At 40.3% G+C, this 18525-nt stretch carries 13 protein-coding genes; 9 read left to right on the top strand and 4 right to left on the bottom strand.

Features of this window, described 5'->3' with window-relative positions; genetic code table 11:
• The first annotated feature begins 333 nt into the window (after window positions 1–333).
• The 8 genes from MMU07_RS15720 to MMU07_RS15685 all read left to right on the top strand — a co-directional run bounded on the left by MMU07_RS15720 (window position 334) and on the right by MMU07_RS15685 (window position 7100).
• Entirely contained in the window at window positions 334–1632 is a 1299-nt protein-coding gene (locus MMU07_RS15720) for a serine hydrolase domain-containing protein (RefSeq protein ID WP_241127028.1), read from the top strand.
• A 258-nt stretch (window positions 1633–1890) separates the two neighbouring features.
• A complete protein-coding gene (locus tag MMU07_RS15715) occupies window positions 1891–2655 on the top strand; it encodes a DUF6577 family protein (RefSeq protein WP_241127021.1) in 765 nt (254 codons plus the stop codon).
• A complete protein-coding gene (locus MMU07_RS15710; RefSeq protein ID WP_241127019.1) occupies window positions 2652–3758 on the top strand; it encodes a nucleotidyl transferase AbiEii/AbiGii toxin family protein in 1107 nt (368 codons plus the stop codon). The genes MMU07_RS15715 and MMU07_RS15710 overlap by 4 nt, the downstream gene beginning before the upstream one ends.
• Before the next feature lie 168 nt (window positions 3759–3926).
• Window positions 3927–4373 carry a GNAT family N-acetyltransferase gene (locus MMU07_RS15705; RefSeq protein WP_241127017.1) on the top strand — a complete coding sequence of 149 codons (447 nt, stop codon included), beginning with the start codon at window positions 3927–3929 and terminating at the stop codon, window positions 4371–4373.
• 402 nt (window positions 4374–4775) lie between these two features.
• A complete protein-coding gene (locus MMU07_RS15700) occupies window positions 4776–5357 on the top strand; it encodes a hypothetical protein (RefSeq protein ID WP_241127015.1) in 582 nt (193 codons plus the stop codon).
• 151 nt (window positions 5358–5508) lie between these two features.
• Window positions 5509–5805 carry a type II toxin-antitoxin system HigB family toxin gene (locus MMU07_RS15695; RefSeq protein ID WP_241127005.1) on the top strand — a complete coding sequence of 99 codons (297 nt, stop codon included), beginning with the start codon at window positions 5509–5511 and terminating at the stop codon, window positions 5803–5805.
• A 12-nt stretch (window positions 5806–5817) separates the two neighbouring features.
• Window positions 5818–6186 (top strand): helix-turn-helix domain-containing protein, encoded by a 369-nt coding sequence (locus MMU07_RS15690; RefSeq protein ID WP_241127003.1) that lies wholly within the window; start codon window positions 5818–5820, stop codon window positions 6184–6186.
• Between the two features lie 281 nt (window positions 6187–6467).
• Window positions 6468–7100, top strand: coding sequence for a hypothetical protein (locus MMU07_RS15685; RefSeq protein ID WP_241127001.1), 633 nt, complete (start codon window positions 6468–6470; stop codon window positions 7098–7100).
• Between the two features lie 202 nt (window positions 7101–7302).
• Here MMU07_RS15685 and MMU07_RS15680 read toward each other — a convergent pair whose 3' ends face one another.
• The 3 genes from MMU07_RS15680 to MMU07_RS15670 are packed head-to-tail and all read right to left on the bottom strand — an operon-like array spanning window position 7303 to window position 14802.
• Window positions 7303–9675 carry an OmpA family protein gene (locus tag MMU07_RS15680; RefSeq protein WP_241126999.1) on the bottom strand — a complete coding sequence of 791 codons (2373 nt, stop codon included), beginning with the start codon at window positions 9673–9675 and terminating at the stop codon, window positions 7303–7305.
• Window positions 9676–9686: 11 nt separating this feature from the next.
• On the bottom strand, window positions 9687–10649 hold the full coding sequence (locus MMU07_RS15675; RefSeq protein WP_241126998.1) for a PorP/SprF family type IX secretion system membrane protein: 963 nt from the start codon (window positions 10647–10649) through the stop codon (window positions 9687–9689).
• 4 nt (window positions 10650–10653) lie between these two features.
• Window positions 10654–14802: a DUF7507 domain-containing protein gene (locus MMU07_RS15670; RefSeq protein WP_241126996.1), complete on the bottom strand. Its 4149-nt coding sequence runs from the start codon at window positions 14800–14802 to the stop codon at window positions 10654–10656.
• Between the two features lie 526 nt (window positions 14803–15328).
• Between MMU07_RS15670 and MMU07_RS15665 the strand changes: the two genes are divergently transcribed.
• Window positions 15329–16063, top strand: coding sequence for a hypothetical protein (locus MMU07_RS15665; RefSeq protein WP_241126994.1), 735 nt, complete (start codon window positions 15329–15331; stop codon window positions 16061–16063).
• 1 nt (window position 16064) lies between these two features.
• Here the strand turns inward: MMU07_RS15665 and MMU07_RS15660 are convergent, their stop codons facing one another.
• The gene (locus MMU07_RS15660) at window positions 16065–18425 is read right to left on the bottom strand and encodes a TonB-dependent receptor (protein WP_418884518.1); all 2361 of its coding nucleotides are present in this window, start codon (window positions 18423–18425) and stop codon (window positions 16065–16067) included.
• Window positions 18426–18525 lie beyond the last annotated feature (100 nt).

Raw genomic sequence — 18525 nt, 5'->3', positions numbered from 1 at the left:
ATAGAAACTCTTTAGAAATTGAAACAATAACTAATTTCAAACAACAAAAGTGTCAACCATTTTCAGGACGAGACAGTGGATAGGATTCCGCCGTCTTGACTTTTTTGGCTACTTTTTTTGTCAAGAAAAAAAGTAGCTATTAAAACTGACGACTGTTTAACCTGATCCATCAAGAATGGAAATTTGCATTTAATTCTGGTATTTATATTTTTTTGAAAATTGGAGCTTCTTTCAAAAAACATTTTAAACATAAATAACTACCCTACAAATATTATTGACAGCATAAAATAGACTTTTTGATTATCTTAAAAATTCATTTTCAAACCCATTCCTATGAACATCAACCCAAGATCAATCTTACCATTCTTACTCTGCTTTTTGGTCAGTTCAAGCCTATTGGCCCAAACTCCCTCCATCAAAAAATCTCCTCCCCTCTCTGAAGCTACTCCACAAAGTGTGGGAATATCTCCCGAGCGCCTAAAGAAATTGGATGCTATGTTGGAGGAGTCCATCAAAAATGAAGAATTACCCGGCTTGGTAGCGCTCATCGTCCGCAATGGTAAAATCGTCTACCACTCTGCGAAAGGATTTGCAGATGTAGAATCCGGCAAAGCCATGCAGAAAGATGCGATTTTTAGGATTGCCTCTCAGACAAAAGCCATTACCTCCACCGCGGTCATGGTGCTTTGGGAAGAAGGAAAATTCAGGTTGGACGATCCGATATCGAAATTTATCCCTGAATTCAAAAACTCACAGGTTTTGCAGAATTTCCGCTATGGCGACACTTCCTACACGGCTGTTGCCGCCAATAAGGAAATCACCATCCGCCACCTGCTGACCCATACTTCAGGTTTGGGTTATGGTGTGATCGATGGAGACGAGCGGATGCGGATGATATACAACAAGGCCGGGATCATCGACCTCTACACCACCCAAAATATCAGCATCGGGGATAATGTGAAGAAGTTGGCCAAACTGCCACTCCACCACAATCCGGGCGAGAAATATACCTACTCCGAAGGATTGGATGTATTGGGATATTTGGTAGAAATCGTGTCAGGCAAGCCATTCGATCAGTTTTTGAGAGAGCGCTTATTTGAGCCTTTGGGCATGCAGGATACCTGGTTTTACCTTCCTGAGGCAAAAGCCTCAAGATTGGTTACCATCCATCGGAAAACCAATGGCAAATGGGAAGGATTTCCGACTACCTTCTATGATCCCAATTACCCAATCACAGGTGCAAAGAGATTCTTTTCGGGAGGGGCAGGACTTTCCAGCACTGCTAAGGATTATGCCACATTCCTTCAGATGTACCTCAATGGCGGCGAACTCAACGGCGTCAGAACCCTCAGCCGAACTACCATCGAAACCATGATGCAAAATCAGATTGGAGATCTTTGGGGCGGAGGAAAGAATTACGGGTTGGCTTTTGGTGTGGTCAATGAAAAAGGAATCGCCGAAGGTGGTGCAGGAAGTGTAGGGACATTCGATTGGGGAGGCTATTTCAATACCCAATACTTTGCCGATCCGGAGGAAAAAATCATCGGTATCCTCATGAAACAAACCCAACAAATCAGCGAGGAAACAGGCTGGAAATTCCGTCAGATGGTTTTCACTTTGGTGGAGGATTGAAAGAGTTTGACAGACCATGGTCCACAGTCGACTGTGGCTTCTTTTGAACTTCAGAGCTTATTTGGTTTTGTTTATTATGTTGATAGACAAATTGAAAAAATAATAAGTGGTTAATCAGAAGCCGGGTGAATGCCCGGCTTTTTTTGTTTAATGAATCTCTGCTGTTTCAAAAATTTGCCAGTATTCTATTTCACTGGCGTTTTTTTGATATCCAATATTAACCAAAATTCTATATATTTGGCATAATTTTGAACGGAAATGCCAAAGATTATAGAAAAAACCTTGATTGAAGAATTTAAAGGTAAAGAGAATTTTACCCGAGAAGAGCTCTTAGAATTCTATCGTTATTATGAACCCGATCTTAAAGAAGGAACCTTTGGGTGGAGAATCTTTGACCTAAAAGACAGGAACATCATCAAACCGCTAAAGAGAGGTCTCTACGTAATTTCTTACAAACCCACATATCACCCGGAAATATCATCTGAGCTTCTCAAACTCGCAAAAAGAATATCGGAAAAATTTGAGGATGCCAAATACTGTATTTGGGAAACGAATTGGCTCAATGAGTTTTCACAACACCAAGCAAGCAGAAGAATTATCCTAATTGAAATAGAAAAGGAGTTCATTGAATCTTTGTACTATGAGTTAAAAGGCTCATCAAAAAATGAGCTATACCTCAACCCTGATGACAAAGTCATCGATTTTTATATAGCTGAAAGCCACTACCCGGTAGTCATCAAAAAATTGATCACTCGCTCCCCTATTTCAAAGAGAACAGAGAAAAGGATGGAGTTTTATACTCCGCAGCTAGAGAAAATTTTGGTGGACATATTTGCAGAAGCAAAGCTGTTCAACTATCTGCAAGGATCGGAATTGATACACATCTACGAAAACGCTTTAAATAACTATGATATCAATTTCACTAGACTCTTCAGTTACGGGAAACGTAGGGAAAAAGAACAAGATATCAAGCAATTTTTGACAAATCACATGTACCACCTTGTAAAAGAAATTATCCAATGATAAAGGAACATTGTTTTACAGATGAATGGTTAGAGGGATTTAAGAAACAAAAAGAACACAAGCTTATTGATAAAATCATTTTGGAAAAGATGATCTATGCGCTGCATTTACTGGAGCGTTTGAAAAGTAATGGACTTGAGTTCGTTTTTAAGGGGGGTACGAGCTTGGTGCTTTTATTAGAAGAAGGAAACCGATTTTCTATTGATATTGATATTATTTGCAAGACAGACCGGGAAGAACTGGATCGCATTTTGCAAAAGGTTGTTGAAACTTCCCATTTCACAGGATTTGAATTAGACGAACATCGCAGCTACAAGCCCGGAGTGCCCAAAGCGCATTATAAGTTCAAATTTAATTCAGGCAGACAAGGGTCTGGAACCATTCTGTTGGATGTGCTCATTGAGAATTCGATCTATCCGGAATTGGTTGAAAAGCCTGTAATTTCCAAATGGATTGAAACGGAAAAAGAGACAATGGTTACCATGCCATCTGTTGATTCAATCACAGGGGATAAATTGACTGCATTTGCACCAAACACAATCGGAATACCCTACTTCAAGGGTAAAGACAAGCAGCCGTTCTCCATGGAGATATGCAAACAGCTTTTCGACCTGAGTAAATTATTCGAGAGCATTCAAAGCATAGAAGTGGTGGCTGCCAGTTTCTTGGTGTTTGCAAAGCATGAAATCGCATACAGGAAAGATGAAAATCCAGGAGTTGAACTCACCCCAAAAATAGTTTTACAAGACACGATTGATACTTGCATCATCCTAGCCAAGCGTGACCGAGGCACTGTTGAAGGAAAAGCCAAATTCAAAGAGTTGCAAAAAGGGATCTTCGCTTTTGGTACCGGTTTCTTAATGGCTGGGAATTTTAGGATTGATGATGCGGTAGCGGCATCAGCACGAATTGCTTATTTGGCAGCCAAAATATTGGTCAATGATCTGTCTCCAATTCCCTTTTACGAAGGTCAGGACATTAAAGACATGATTATTGAAGATCAGGATTGGAACTTTCTGATGGGACTAAAAAGGCAACCGGATAAATCAGCCTTCTATTATTGGTACCATACCGTACAGTTGATATTGAAAAACCAGATGTAGCCACACGTGATTAAATAATGATGCTGACCAACGAATCCATATTTTTAATCGGATAACATTGCATAAAAAAAAAGCACGATATCACACTATTGTTTAAATCTAGATAGACTAATTGAAAAATTAGCAAGTGGGTAATTTATAAGAACTGACTGCCAGACAAATTAAATTATGAAAATTAGAGAAGCTAGGATTAATGACATAAAACAGATTCAAATCGTAAGAAATTCTGTCAAAGAAAACACTTTGTCTAATCCTGGTTTAGTGACAGACAAGGATTGTGAAGCATTTATTACAGTAAGAGGGAAAGGCTGGGTTTGTGAAATTGAGAAACAAATTGTTGGATTTGCAATAGTTGACTTGAAAGAGAATAACATTTGGGCTTTATTTTTAGACCCTAAATTTGAGAGAAAAGGAATTGGACAAATATTACACAAGACAATGCTGGACTGGTATTTTACCCAGACAAAAGAAAAAGTTTGGCTAGGAACAGGTTTTGATACGAGAGCAGAAAAATTCTACAGAAAAGCAGGTTGGAAAGAAGTTGGAACACACGGAACAAAGGAAATCAAATTTGAAATGACATTTGATAACTGGACAACAAGCCCACACCGCTAATCGATTGGAAATATGAACATTAATCCAATGTTATTCCTCTCTAATTACCGCAGATATTCTTTCGGCACACAAATCTTCCAAAAACTTTGCGATCGATAAAGGTCCCCAACTGTCTACTGAAAAGCAGCTTCTTTTGAACTTCAGAGTTTGTTTGGTGGGGTTTAAATTCAAAATGCTAAATCGGAGAAATGAAAGTCAGGTGAGAACCTGGCTTTTTTTTATTTTTTCAAAATCTGAGGTAATCCTTAAAGGCATTTCCCAGCACCTTTTCAGTCAATAGCCTTTAATCAAAAAATAAGCTCATGAGATAATTTGAAGTTTTAAAAAATAGATTAGTTTTATTGGGGTTTTTCCATAATAAATTTGGAAAGCAAAAATTGGTTTTCAGCTCAAAAATCGACAATGAAACAGATAATTTACCTATTGACCTTTTTAATTTTTTTTGGTTGCAAACATTCAAAAACAGAGACAACATCTGTTTCTGACATATTGACTTTGTCAGATACTGACACGATTACAAAAGACAATAATATTAATGTACAACAAAAATCAACAGTTGTGAATCAAAGCGACGAAGCCTACCTAAGTCAATATTTAAGTGGTTTTGAAAAAGCAACCTTATTCAATTTGAGGGACAAAATAACGGCTGACTTTGATGGTGACGGAAATATAGATAAAGTATTGTATAAAAAAGAAAGCGGAACTTCAGGAATAATTTTCATACATGGTAAAACAAATGAACAAATTAGGATTGGCTTTGGGAAACCAATCGCACATTTGACAGAATTTGATTGGGTTGATTATTGGGGACTTGTTGAAGACAGAGTTACAAGTGAAACTACCTTCACCAAAGACGGTGATGTTTTAGGAAGCAAAGTTGTTAATCTTCAAAATCCGTCAATTGCATTAGGAAAAGAAGAAGTGGGAGGAGGCCTTTTAACTTTTTTAAACGGAAAGTATGTATGGATTCACCAAACTGACTGACAAGAAAAGCTGAATCGTTTTTAAAGTAAGTACCGTGGAGTTTTCCCCTCGACCACTCCATTAACTCCAAGATATACAGATATTTAAAATACCAACCAAGAGGTTCCCAATTTGGGTATTTTTTTTATCTTTGCAACATAGATAAGTCATAATGGAAAGAATCTTTGCTAAAAGTACCTTAAGGCAATTTTGGGAAAAACATCCTGATTCAGAGCAATACTTGAAAACTTGGTATGACACCGCTTTGCGAAGTACTTGGAAAAACCCAAACGAGGTCAAAAAAAGTTACGCTAATGCCAGTATATTGAAAGACAGCAGGATTGTTTTCAACGTTAAAGGAAATACTTACCGGCTTATCGCTAAATTCAACTTTGAGAAACAATGGATTTTCATCAGGTTCATTGGAACTCACGCCGATTATGACACGATTGATGCAAACAATATTTAAACATTAAATGACATGGATCTGAAACCAATAAAAACCGAAACAGATTATCAAAATGCGTTAAAAAGACTTGAGGTGATTTTTGACTCCCCGATTGGCAGCCCTCAAAGTGACGAAGCTGATATTTTAGGTTTGATCATTGATGAATATGAAAAGAAAACCTTTCCGATAGAAGTCCCCGACCCGATTGAGGCCATCAAGATTCGGATGGAAGAGATGCACCTCAAACAGATTGATTTGGTAGCGGAGATCGGAGGTAAAAACAGGGTTTCCGAAATATTAGGGAGAAAGCGAAAATTAACTCTTGAAATGATCCGAAACCTTACCCACAGGCTTAATCTCTCTCCGGAACTACTTATTGCTGACTATCCATTGTCAAAGTAGATCCAGCAATTAAAGTAAATAAAGACCTTTCCTTTTTAACCATAAAAAATCCCGCAGTCTCCGAATCTAAACAGATTTTGTTTCTGTGGATACCGGGAACTGCGGGAAATTTTACTGAGCAATGAAAGTCAGGTGAGAACCTGGCTTTTTTAATTTTGTTAAAATCTGGAGAATGCGACCCAATAAAAAATCAAATTGACGGATTGGATATTTAGAGTATTAGTTTTATGTTTAGTTAATTCAGATATATCTGCAACCTTGTTCCCTTAAAAAGTTTAAAGATGACACGACTAACAATTTTACTTGTACTACTAACGAATCTGTCTTTTGGACAAACGCCCTTGGATTATCAGCTCTATTCATTAGCAATCAATGATTTTATAAATGAAGGAATCAAATATGACAAAAAGACAACTCAGGTTATTGTAATAAATAAGTTTATCCCAGATGAAAATCAAGCTTCTGTCTACGGAAAAGAGTTCCTTAACGAGGACGAGCAACAAATTAACACCTTTTTACGCTACGACACTTTGAAAATTAGACTGTTAAATGACGCCCGAATAAGTGATGCAATAAGATCATTGGAAAAAGAGTTTTACGAGACTCCGATTCTAGATAAAAATAAATTCAATTTAAATCCTCCTGTAACAACAATAACAAAAAGACAGTTTGAAAATTACTTCAATACTCTTTTTGGTAGAAAAATTGAAAAAGGATGGAGAAAGTTTTATAAGAAACATCCAGGGTCTCATGGCGTATTTGAGTTTTCCAAAATAACATACAGTGACAATTATGCGTGCTTTTATATTGGAAGACATTCAAACGGACTTTCAGGAAGCGGTGACATCGTAATTGCAAGAAAACTGAATGGAGATTGGAGTATCATTACTTACATGAATGTTTGGATGTCGTGAAACTACTACCCCTCCCAAATTAAAAATCCCGCAGTTTCCAAATCCCATTTTTAGATTCGGAAACTGCGGGAATTTGTGTTTCAATTCAAAAGCCTGATTAAAGCTATCTTTTACTGTAAGGCTAGATTTGTTATAGGCAAGTACGGATGCTTAAAGGCACCTGACATCCATCTTTGGACATCGGTCATTTTGCCCTCTTTTATCAATAAGCCAAGATCCAGATGGTTTCGTCATTGAATTCTCTTCTGAACCTGTTGACATTCCTTGCGGCCTCATCCATGCTTGGATATACTGCTACTGAAAGTCTGAAATTGGAAGTGCCGTCGGCAGGTGGGATTACGTTGACTTTGTAGGTACCTGAAAGTTCCTTAGCCCTCAAGCTTGCCATGTATTCGGTCTGCCAGCTTTCGATGATGATGTAGTGGTTGTAATTGTTTGATGGAGCGACTGTATAAGCGCCTTCTATGGCAGGGTCTACTTCTATCTCTTCTTCGGAAACTACTATTTCCACATTGACCGGTACAGCCTGCAATTCCGGCACTGCAAGGGTCTCGATTCTTTCTTTTTGATCCGGATCCTCAAATTTGAAAGATTCATAAGGAAGATTTTTTTCAAATGAAGCCACGTTCATAATGACAAATTCCGTTCTTCTGTTTCTTTGATGCTCTTCTTCAGAACACTCGACAACATCCACACAGTCATTTACAAGTTTGGATTCGCCCATTCCTTTGGACCTTATACTTCTTTGTGCAATACCCTCAGAACTCAGGTAATTCACCACAGACATACCTCTGGATTCTGAAAGTTTTTCATTGTATTCTGCCTTACCCCTTGAATCAGTATGAGAATACATCTGAAGCCTGAATTGCGGGTTATCACGCATCACTTCGATGATTTTTCTCAGCTCAACAGAAGCATCAGACCTGATCTCGGCACTGTTATAATCATAATAGATGTCAAAAATCCTGATTCCTTTGTCAAAGGCAACTTTCTCGGAATATACATTCAGGTCGAGTTTGTTGTTTTGGTTAGGCTTGGTTGAGAAACCTTCCTTGATCTGATTAAAATATCCTGAGGTAATGGTCTCAATGGTATAAGTGTTGTTGAGAGGCAGGATAAAAGAAAACCGTCCCTCTTCATCACTGACCACAGAAGTATTGATGCCGGTAGCGGTATCAGTCAGCGTCACTACTGTATTTTGGATAGGTTCCCCTGTTTCTTTGTCCTTCACAACTCCGGTCACTGTGAAAAATTCTTCCTTCAATTCTTCTATAAAATAGATATCATCAAGACCTCGGCTTCCATTTCTGTCAGAGGTGAGAAAAACCTGTCCATTACGCGATTTGTCTTTGAAAAAGAAAAAGTCATCTTTATTGGAATTGAAAGGAACCCCAAGGTTTTCTGGTTGGGTAAATGCCGAACCCACCATAGTGGATTTATAGATGTCCAATCCACCTAAGCCACCTAAGCCTTCTGAAGAAAAGTAAAAGACGCCATCATAAATAAAGGGCGACCTGTCGTTACCGAAGGTATTGATATCTTTTCCCAGGTTGATTGCATTGGACCATTTGTCATTTCCGAGATAATCAATGTAGTAAATATCACTGCCACCGAATCCTCCCGGCATGTCGGAAGAAAAATAGAGTCTCTTTTTGGCCTCGTCCCAAAATGGATCTGCGACCGCGTATTTCAGGGAAGAATTAATGCTTAGGGGTTTGGCTTCGCCAAATGTGCCATCTGCCTTCTTTTCTTTATAAAGAATTTCAGGGTAAAGTGTAGTACCGAAACGCCTCCCCTCTCTTTTGTTAGTCTCATTCCCTGCTTCGGTCACGGTATAAAACATCATACTTCCAGACTTGTGGACAGGTCCGATGTGGTTTTCGTTTTGGAATACCTTGGAGACAACAATATTTTCCAGATCGTCATTTTTTTCATTCAAATTACCTTCATAGACTGTCAAAAACCCATTTCCTGTCCAGCCATATCTTTGGTTTTTGAGGTTATCGGTCATGACTACACCGGCTTTTTTATCAGATATTCTGTCGGAACTAAAGAAAATAACCCCCTCGTCGATGGTAAGACCAAATTCAGAAAAAGAAGTATTCAATGACTTCAGAGGCTTAACCTGAAACTTTGTCGGCGTATTCAAGATGGCTTTGGCCTCGCCTGCAGATTTACGCAGCATCATCCACTTGGCATCCTTACTTATGTCTCCATTTTTAAGAATCATCTTGTCCAATACCTTGGCTGACTCATCAAACTTGGCATTGGCAATCAGCGATTCTGCATATCTATAGGAATCATCAGTCGTAAGTTCTTCTTTGTCAGACAGATAACTGTACCAAGCAGCTGCTTTTCCAAAGTCCCTCATTTTGTAATTGGAATAGGCTAACCCTCGGGCAGTTTCACTGTCTTCTTTCTTTTCCCAAGCTTCCCCAAATTCGTAGGAAGCATCTTTGAAATTGTACAGTTCAAGTTGTTGGTTGGCTCTTTTAATACTACTGTTGTACGAGGAGCAGGATGTCCCAACTATAATCGGGGCTAAAAATAGGAGATGTAGATATCTTTTGTTCATGGCATTGTTATTTAAAAGTGTCTGGGAGAAACCACCCTTACGAGGCTTGGGGCAAACATATACCCGATAGATATATCGTGAGTGGAAAAATTCCTGACATCAAAACCTGTGATATTATGATCATATGCGTAGCCTATTCTGAGTCCTTTTTTGACAAAAAACTCAAACAGGAAAACTACTGCCGTTCCTTTTTTCAAATTGTCAGACGTTGCTCTATTTGCATAATCAAGTGCTGTCCTGTAGGTAGTCCCAAACCAAAATTTTTCTTTGTAGACCACAGAAGCGGTCAAATCAAGTCTTGAAGGTGCATTGAAATCTTCAATCATCATGAAAGTAGGGCGCAATGCAATATCAGGAGATAATTCTACTAAACCACCACCTGTAAGGTAAAAATGTGTCCTTGGCTCTACAAAAATATCTGTACTGCCTGATTCATTCATCGGTGTGATCATATTGTCGACCGCCACTCCAAAGAACTTGGTGTCATCATAGTAAAACATCCCCAATTTGAGATCAGGATAAGATACTTGATTTTTTACCGCTGGTATGCTGGGGTCATTTGGATTGCCTGTCGAGAGTAATGTTCCGTCAATCATTGACCCAATGTACCCCAATCCGATTCCAAAACTCAGGTAACTGGATTGTGCAATATGCAAGTGATAGGCAATATTACCATATACTGCATTGGTGCGCTGTGCCCCGATCCTATCAGAAACACCTACGACACCGACTCCTATTCTAGACTCAGGCAAGTAGCCGTCTGCACCGATGGCAAAAGTCTCAGGACTTCCTTCCACACCTGTCCATTGTTTCCTATAGTAAGTCTGAAGGTAAAGCTGCTCTTTGTAGCCGGTATAGGCAGGATTGATGAACAATGGATTGAACATGTACTGGCTAAATTGTGGCACCTGCTGCCCAAGCAGATGTTGGGAAACAGCCATCATAAAGAAAAATATAACGGTTAATTTTTTCATAACGCTACTTAATTACGGTAAGATAACCGGTGAAAACTTCCTCTCTACCATCCTGTCCGGACAAGGTTAACTGGTAGAAATAGGTACCCTCGCCTACCCCTTGACCGTTCCAATCATTCTTATAATTGTTGGTTCTGAATACCTCCACTCCCAAGCGGTTAACAATTACCAACCTGTTGTTCGGATAAATATCCAAAAGACCCTTGACTACCCATTCTTCATTGATACCATCTCCATTTGGTGAAAATGCATTTGGTATTGAGAAATCTAATTGACGGTGCAAAACACTGTCCGAATTATCAGCCATGTTTGTATCCATTTCATTGGAAACTACCTGTGCGGTATTTGTAATTTCTCCTATAGATTCGGCCTTAACCTCAATTTCAAGGGTGACTTTTTCGTTTGGAAGCATCTCATCTACTTCAAGTACGACTGCATTTTCAGCAATATCAAAACTCACTGTTCCTTTGGATGCTGTTGCGTTTTCGTATTTGACTCCAGCAGGTAAAGTATCGGTTAGGACCACACGGGTTGCCTTGGTATCACTGGTGTTTTCGACTGTGAGCTTATACCTAAAAGAACTGCCTGTGGCAATTACATTGGCAGAAACCTCCTTAGTAAGTTGGAGATCTACCTGATTCAATATCAGAGCGGGAGATTCTGCTACTGCATCCTCAAAATTTGTACCCTGCACCTGGACTTCATTGATGATAGAGCCCTCTTCCAGAGTGACCATCACAGAAATGGTCAATGTCAGCGATTCACCTGCAAGGATCAAAGGAATATTCCAAGTAACAATGTTGTTTTCAATTACACCCTGGTTTGAGGCAGACAATGGCATCAGTCCATCGGGGATAGTATCAGTGACCACTAAGTCTTTGGCATCAAAATCCCCAATGTTGGTCAGTACTATGGTATACTCTACCATATCGCCGGGCGAGGCTGAAGTGACAGAGACGTCTTTGGAAACAGTTACTTCCGTATCTTCAAGTGAATTATTTATAGTAACAATACTTGGTTCGGAAATCCTTGGACCATCAGGATCTGTCGGTGAAGTCGCAGAGGCAATATTGGAAATCACCTGACCATCGGTAAGATTTTCTAAAGCCGTTACTGTGAGTAAAAGATCAAAAGTTTGCCCTACATTGATGGTGGGTATTGTCCAAGAAACAAGACCATTGGAATGAACCCCTCCGTTATCTGCACTGACAAATCTTGTTTGCGCTGGCAATGCGTCGGTCACGTTGACATTCCTTGCAGTACTTGGGCCGTTGTTCTGCACAGAAATGGTGTACACTATCTCTCCGCCTGCCAATACTTCAGAAACCGGGGTAACTTTGGTTATTGTCAGTTCGGCAAGAGTGGTAATCTCAACTTCTAAGGCAGGATCTGAACTGCTTTCAACAGGATCATTGAAATCATCAGGGCTATCTGCTTCTGCAATGTTTTGGATCTTGGTGCCTGCCAATACATCTTCTCCAACTTTTACTGCCAAAACCAAAACAATAGATTCTCCCGGTGTAATTGTTCCTAAAAACCATGTTACCACACCTGCAGAATGGGTTCCACCATTGCCTGTAGCGATGAAGGTAGTCCCTGCCGGCAACAGGTCTGTAACCACGACATTGGTCGCAGGGGCATTCCCGGTATTGCTGACTGTAATTGTGTATATAATTTCGTCTCCTGCTGTGGCAGTGGTTGAATCAGGCGTTTTGGTGATCTCCAAGATCGGAGAGCTATTGTCAATGGTCACCAAGCTTGGCGGAGATGTCTTTGTTCCGGTAGGATCTGAAATGCTGTTTACAGTTGCCACATTACTGATGACAGTGGCATCCGGGAGTGCAGCAGCAGAAGCGACTGTCACCTGCAGGTTGATTTGTTCTCCTGATTTAATTGTCCCCAAAGACCATGCAACTATCCCGTTAGCAAAACCCCCACCATTGTTAGCACTTACAAAGGTAGTTCCTGCAGGAAGTGTGTCATTCACAAATACCCCTAGGGCGTCACTTGGACCGTTGTTTATCACTGAAATTGTGTAGGTGATATTTTGACCTGATCTGATTGTTGTTCTATCTGCCGATTTGGAAATTTCAAGCGTGGCCAAATTTTCAACCGTAACCTCAAAGCTTGGATCAGCACTGCTTTCAATAGGTCCTTCAAGGTTGTCCGGGCTGTCAGCAGTTGCAATATTTTTGATTTTGGTACCGGCCGCAACACTTGGATCCACCTTTACTACCAAAACCAAATCTATTGTATTCCCAGGATTTAAAGTGCCTAAATTCCAAGTAACCAGACCTGCTGTAAGTGTTCCACCGTTATCGGCAGAAACAAAAGTGGTATTGGCAGGCAAGGGGTCAGTCACTACCAAATTAGTCGCAGGGGCATTGCCTGTATTTCGGACAGAAATTGTATAAGTGATATTCTCGCCTGCATTTACGGAAAAAGAAGCAGGAATTTTGGTGATGTCCAAAACCGGAGCGATGACCTCAACTGTAACCACACTTGGATCCGAGTTACTTATATTGGAAGGATCCGCGGGGCTTACTGCAGATGCCACATTACTGATTTGTGTTCCATCGGTGAGATCCTCATTAGCAGTGACCGTGAGTTTCAACTCCACCTGTTCCCCAATTGGCAGATCAGCAATCGTCCATGTGACAGTGCCATTAGAGTGTGTTCCACCGCTGTCAGCACTTAAAAATGTGGTACCTACAGGCAAAATATCTGTTACGACCACATCCTTTGCATCGGCCGTTCCCAAATTAAAAACCGTAATGGTGTAAGTTATGGTATTTCCTGGGCTTACTTTTGGAGCCTCAGCTGATTTGAGAACAGTCAATTCAGGTAATGAAACGACAGTAACTTCATTTTCAGGATCAGGTTGGTTAAGTACAGGTGCAGCCACATCCGGGCTTTGAACAGTAACTCCATTGATGATCACAGTTCCATTTGGAACCGTCAGTCCAACCTGAACTACGAGGTTAACCTGTACCGTTACTCCAGGATTGATTGTTCCCAGAGTCCAGGTGACTGTACCCGCATTATGTGTCACTGAATTATCTGCTGAGATAAAAAATGTTCCCGCCGGTAATATGTCTGTAATGGTAACATTGGTGGCGGGGGCAGTACCAGAATTTGTAACTTCAATGGTATAAGAGATAAATTCACCCGCAAATACAGTCGGTGCATTTGCTTTTTTGGTTACTTCCAGTTCTGGTTTTACTTCTTCTACAATGACCTGGCTAGGCGCCGAATTTTTGGGTGTCGTCGGATCAGAAGGACTGACTGCTGTAGCCACATTACTGATGACTTCACCACCGACAAAACTACCATTTACCAACACCACCAAAGTGATCTCAATCGTCTGACCTGGAGAAAGTAGGCCAATGGACCAGTTGACAGTCCCATTGGAATGTACTCCCCCTCTATTGGTAGACACAAAGGTAGTTCCTGTTGGAAGCACATCAGAAATTGCTACACCGGTGGCAAATGCATTACCTGAATTTGAAACCCTGATAGTATATGTGATGGTGTCCCCCAACCTGACAGTTCCAGATGGTGCAGTTTTTGTAATTTCAATAATCGGTTTGATACCTTGGAGAACCGTCACTTCTGCATTGTTGGATATCTTGGGTGAATCTGGATCATCGGTACTTGAAGCTTCTGCTTTGTTTACCAGTATAGTTCCTTCAGTGACTCCAAGGTTGACCAATACCCGGACTGCCAATTCCACAGTTTCTCCCGGAGCTATAGTAGGAAACTCCCAAGTCACAGTACCTGATTGAAATGTTCCTCCATTGGTAGCAGATACGAAAGATGTCCCTGTGGGAAGAACATCTGTTACTGAAACATTTGTGGCAGCATCAGGCCCATTATTCAAAACATTGATGGTGTAGAGGATCTCTCCACCTGCCTGAACAATAATAACATTTGAAACCTTGAACACTTCCAAACCTGCAACTGCTTCAACCGCTCCATTGGTTTTTGGATTAATATTGTTGGTACCTGAAAGCGCATCCCCTCCCTCCTCCATTTTTTCTTCAGAAAAGGAAGGATAAATATGGGCATGTAAAAAATCTGAAGATGCCTGGACCTGAAACCATGAGATAATCAGGACTATCAGCAATACAGATTGTTTGCAAAATTGCTTCATGAACAATCTTTTAAGAGTAGAAATTTATTAACTAAAACAGACAACTCTGACAGGGATTTCCATTAAATCTGAGTCGAGTTTTTACTAGGGGCTTTTAGGCTAATTTCCCACTATTGGCACTTCGGGTGACTTGCCAAACAATGACAGATAGATCATTTATTGGGCTAAAGTACATAGATAGTTTGGAAAAAATAATATTTAAACAAGAATCTTGTCCTCCGAAATATTATCAAAAAAGCTCTATGGAAAAAGGAAATCATTCAAATTAATTTTTAATAAAATGTCGATTTTGAGCACTAGGGGCATAAAGTGCAAAGTACTTGGGATGAATTCCAAAAAAGTGACAAAACAAAAATTCGGGGTTTTTCACAAATCTTCTGATTTCAGGAAATTCAGCTCAAAAAAAAAATTAAAAAAAAGTATATTTTTTTGTCATCTACAGTCGTTGACTGACTTTTTACCGAAAATTATTCCCAAATTTCAATCAAACATTTATTCATCGGGTCAAATTTCAGGAAACAAAAAAATGAGTGATTTAACCAAAAAAGATTCTCCCAAGAATAAAGATTACATCCAAAAGTTAGCCTCTGAAATTGCCGATCTCGAAGACAATGTCACTGCCATCAAAGCCGAAATCGGAACCTTTGAAAATGATATTCGACTGAACCTTAATCAACTCATTTTCCGCCTGGGCTCACTAAACCAGAAAGTAAAGGAAAAACAGCAATTCAAGAAGGCCAAAAGGCTGGAGCAAAAGAAGCGGGGGAAAAATTATAAGGAACCTGTCCAGGTACTTTCACCAAAACCTGCCAAGAAATTTACTTCCGAATCAAGCGAAGATGAAAAGCAAGAACTGAAGCGCCTCTACAAAGAAGCCGTTGTGCAGATTCATCCCGACAAACTCGGACCAAACCGGGATCAGGTTGATGTGAGGTCCGCGACCGAGCTTACTTCTCAACTAAACGAAATATATAAAAACGGAGATCTCGAGGCATTGCTTTACTTTTACCAAAACATCATTCTCGTACATCCAACTTTAGCAAACCGGGAATTAGAAATGCCTGCTGTAAATCTAAAAATCAGAATGGCATCTTTGCTTTCAAAAAAAGAAGCCTTGACCAGACAACTCATACAGCTTGAATCTAACTACCTCTACCATGTCCTTAAAACCTACGAAAATCCTCTAACCTTTATCGATGAACTGAAAATTCAGTTTCAGGAAAAAATCGGAAAACTGGAAAAAAGAACGAGAAAGATGTGACCTATTTGATTCTATAATTTAAGGTCAGATTGATCTGCCTGACCACATTTTGGAAATCACCCGTGGTAACAAAACCTGTTCCTTCGAGGATATACCTGTCCCGGCGGGTATTCAAAATATCCGCAACGGTCAAAATCAATTTTCCCCTCCCTTTCAACACATCTTTGCTACCTGACAGATCTATAAAATAGATAGATTTCCTCACTCCCTGTGCTATTTTTTGTCTTGCCTGATAATTTGCTCTCAGTTGGATATCATATCCTTTCCCAAAAACAAACCTGGAATTCTGTCGTGCATACCATGAGTATGTCGTTGCCACAAAGTCGTCCTGAACATTGCTTCCGTCTATTCTGGCATGGAAAAAGTTGAAATTAATATCTGCCTTCCACCAAGGGAAAATGGCATAATCGGTCGTAAATTCAATCCCGTAAGCCCTTTCGGAATTGAGGTTTTCTGTGATGGTAATGGCATTTCCTTGGTTATCGACTGTCCTGATCCTGTCGATTTTGTCTTTGGTATCACGGTAATACACGGTCGAGAAGAGTGATCCTTTCTCAAAATACTTGATATGGCCCAATTCAAAAGCATCGGTAAATTCGGGTTCAAGGTCCGGATTTCCACTGAAGAAATTCCTTGCATCTGAAAAAGTCACAAACGGACTCAAATCATTGTAAACAGGCCTTCTCACCCTCCTGCTGTAGCTTAGCTGCATGGCATCCTCTTTGTTGATATTATAAGTAAGGTGTGCACTTGGGAATAGGTTGATATAATTTCTAGGGTTGACTTCATTGGTTTTGACCAAAATTGTTGTCACATCTGTCAATTCCGCACGCAAACCTCCTTGGTAGCTAAACTTGTTAGACTTATTTCCAAGAATGCCGTAGATGGCGTGGATATTTTCTTCGTATAGAAAGATGTTATCCAGCCATGGAATAGGGAAAAAATCACCGTTTTCATTTTGCTCCTCCACAATAAAGTCATTCTCCATATTCCTGAAACTGCTTCTCAATCCGGTTTCAAACTTTCCTCCACCCGTGCCAATTGGTTTGGTGTAATCGATCTGGATAAGGTATTGCTTTTCAAACTCATCATTGACGGAAGTCTGCACCAAAGATTGGCTTGGGTCCATCACTCCCTCGGGAGAAAAAGTATCCTCGGTAAACAGCTGATCGGAATTTTCCCAATAGTCCAAATAACTAAAGGCCGCCACAAACTCATGACCTTTCTGCTCAAAGGATCGCTTGTAGCTGACAATAATCTCCGAATTGGGTTCCATTTCGGTCTCGTCCTGCCTTCTTTTGCTGTAGCTCTGGAGATTGTCTTTAGAAAAAATGTAATCGTCATACCTGATATCGGTGATCCTGTGCGCATCACTTCTTCTCCATAGATACGAACCTGTCAGGATGCTTTTTTCATTGAAATAGTAATCCAATCCCACCCGGATATTGTTGTTCAGACTATTGACTACACCTGAGGTGGATTGATCAGAAATAAAAAGGGTATCTCCCCCAAACGCTTCCTGAAATAATGTTCCATTACGAAGCTGTCGTCTTTTGGCCAAGCCATAATTGACAAACCAATTGATTTTCTTGTGCCTGTAATTCAGGTTGGCAGCCAATCCAAGATTGAGCGGATCGCCCACAGTTGCTTCAAAAGAACCGTTGAAGCCTTGGTTGTTGTCTTTTTTCAGAATGATATTGATCACGCCCGCCATCCCTTCGGCCTCATACTTTGCTGAGGGATTGGTAATGACCTCGACACTTTCGACCATACTCGCAGGAAGTTGCTGCAGGCCACGGCTGCCTTTGAAACTGACCAAACCTGAAGGCTTCCCATCGATTAAGATCCGCACATTTCCGGATCCTCTCAGGCTGACGTTTCCTTCCGTATCCACCGACACCGAAGGCAAGTTCATCAGAATATCAGCTGTCGTCCGACCGGAATTGGCAAGGTCCTCACCGACGTTGAATACCCTTTTGTCCAAAGCAAGTTCCATAAAAGCCTTTTCACCTTCCACTACTACCTCCGACAGGTCGCTCATGGTCGTACTGAGCTTAAGAGATTCAAAACGGTATACCGGCTGCTCTTTTGAAACTTGGAATTCAGGACTTTTGAAAGGCTCAAAACCCATAAATTCAACCAAAGCGTAGTATGTTCCAAAAGGAATATCGATGGTGAATTCGCCTTTGTCATCCGTGATATTTCCCTCGACAAGCTGCTCGGGACTTTTGTAAATGGCTACTGTAGCAAAAGAAAGGGGATTACCTGAATTGGCATCTGTGATTTTTCCTGTCACCTTACCTTTGCTTCCCTGCTGTGCTTGAAGGGAAGAAAAGAATAAAAAGAAAATCGAGGTAATGATGAAAACCAAAACCTTGGATCGGGTTTTTGATTGCTTCAGGTGCGGATTCAAAGTAAGGTCTGAAATTAGGTTTATCAAATAGGCTTGAAATGAATAAGAA

Origin of the sequence: Cognataquiflexum nitidum (assembly GCF_022538055.1) — a bacterium.
Lineage (GTDB): Bacteria > Bacteroidota > Bacteroidia > Cytophagales > Cyclobacteriaceae > Cognataquiflexum > Cognataquiflexum nitidum.
The sequence above is the reverse complement of the archived record's forward strand: the minus strand, read 5'-3'. Positions and strand labels throughout refer to the sequence as shown.

What these genes read in the sequence shown, in the direction of transcription:
- MMU07_RS15720 (WP_241127028.1), top strand. Translation starts at nt 334, where the DNA reads ATGAACATCAACCCAAGATCAATCTTACCATTCTTACTCTGCTTTTTG.
- MMU07_RS15715 (WP_241127021.1), top strand. Translation starts at nt 1,891, where the DNA reads ATGCCAAAGATTATAGAAAAAACCTTGATTGAAGAATTTAAAGGTAAA.
- MMU07_RS15710 (WP_241127019.1), top strand. Translation starts at nt 2,652, where the DNA reads ATGATAAAGGAACATTGTTTTACAGATGAATGGTTAGAGGGATTTAAG.
- MMU07_RS15705 (WP_241127017.1), top strand. Translation starts at nt 3,927, where the DNA reads ATGAAAATTAGAGAAGCTAGGATTAATGACATAAAACAGATTCAAATC.
- MMU07_RS15700 (WP_241127015.1), top strand. Translation starts at nt 4,776, where the DNA reads ATGAAACAGATAATTTACCTATTGACCTTTTTAATTTTTTTTGGTTGC.
- MMU07_RS15695 (WP_241127005.1), top strand. Translation starts at nt 5,509, where the DNA reads ATGGAAAGAATCTTTGCTAAAAGTACCTTAAGGCAATTTTGGGAAAAA.
- MMU07_RS15690 (WP_241127003.1), top strand. Translation starts at nt 5,818, where the DNA reads ATGGATCTGAAACCAATAAAAACCGAAACAGATTATCAAAATGCGTTA.
- MMU07_RS15685 (WP_241127001.1), top strand. Translation starts at nt 6,468, where the DNA reads ATGACACGACTAACAATTTTACTTGTACTACTAACGAATCTGTCTTTT.
- MMU07_RS15680 (WP_241126999.1), bottom strand. Translation starts at nt 9,675, where the DNA reads ATGAACAAAAGATATCTACATCTCCTATTTTTAGCCCCGATTATAGTT.
- MMU07_RS15675 (WP_241126998.1), bottom strand. Translation starts at nt 10,649, where the DNA reads ATGAAAAAATTAACCGTTATATTTTTCTTTATGATGGCTGTTTCCCAA.
- MMU07_RS15670 (WP_241126996.1), bottom strand. Translation starts at nt 14,802, where the DNA reads ATGAAGCAATTTTGCAAACAATCTGTATTGCTGATAGTCCTGATTATC.
- MMU07_RS15665 (WP_241126994.1), top strand. Translation starts at nt 15,329, where the DNA reads ATGAGTGATTTAACCAAAAAAGATTCTCCCAAGAATAAAGATTACATC.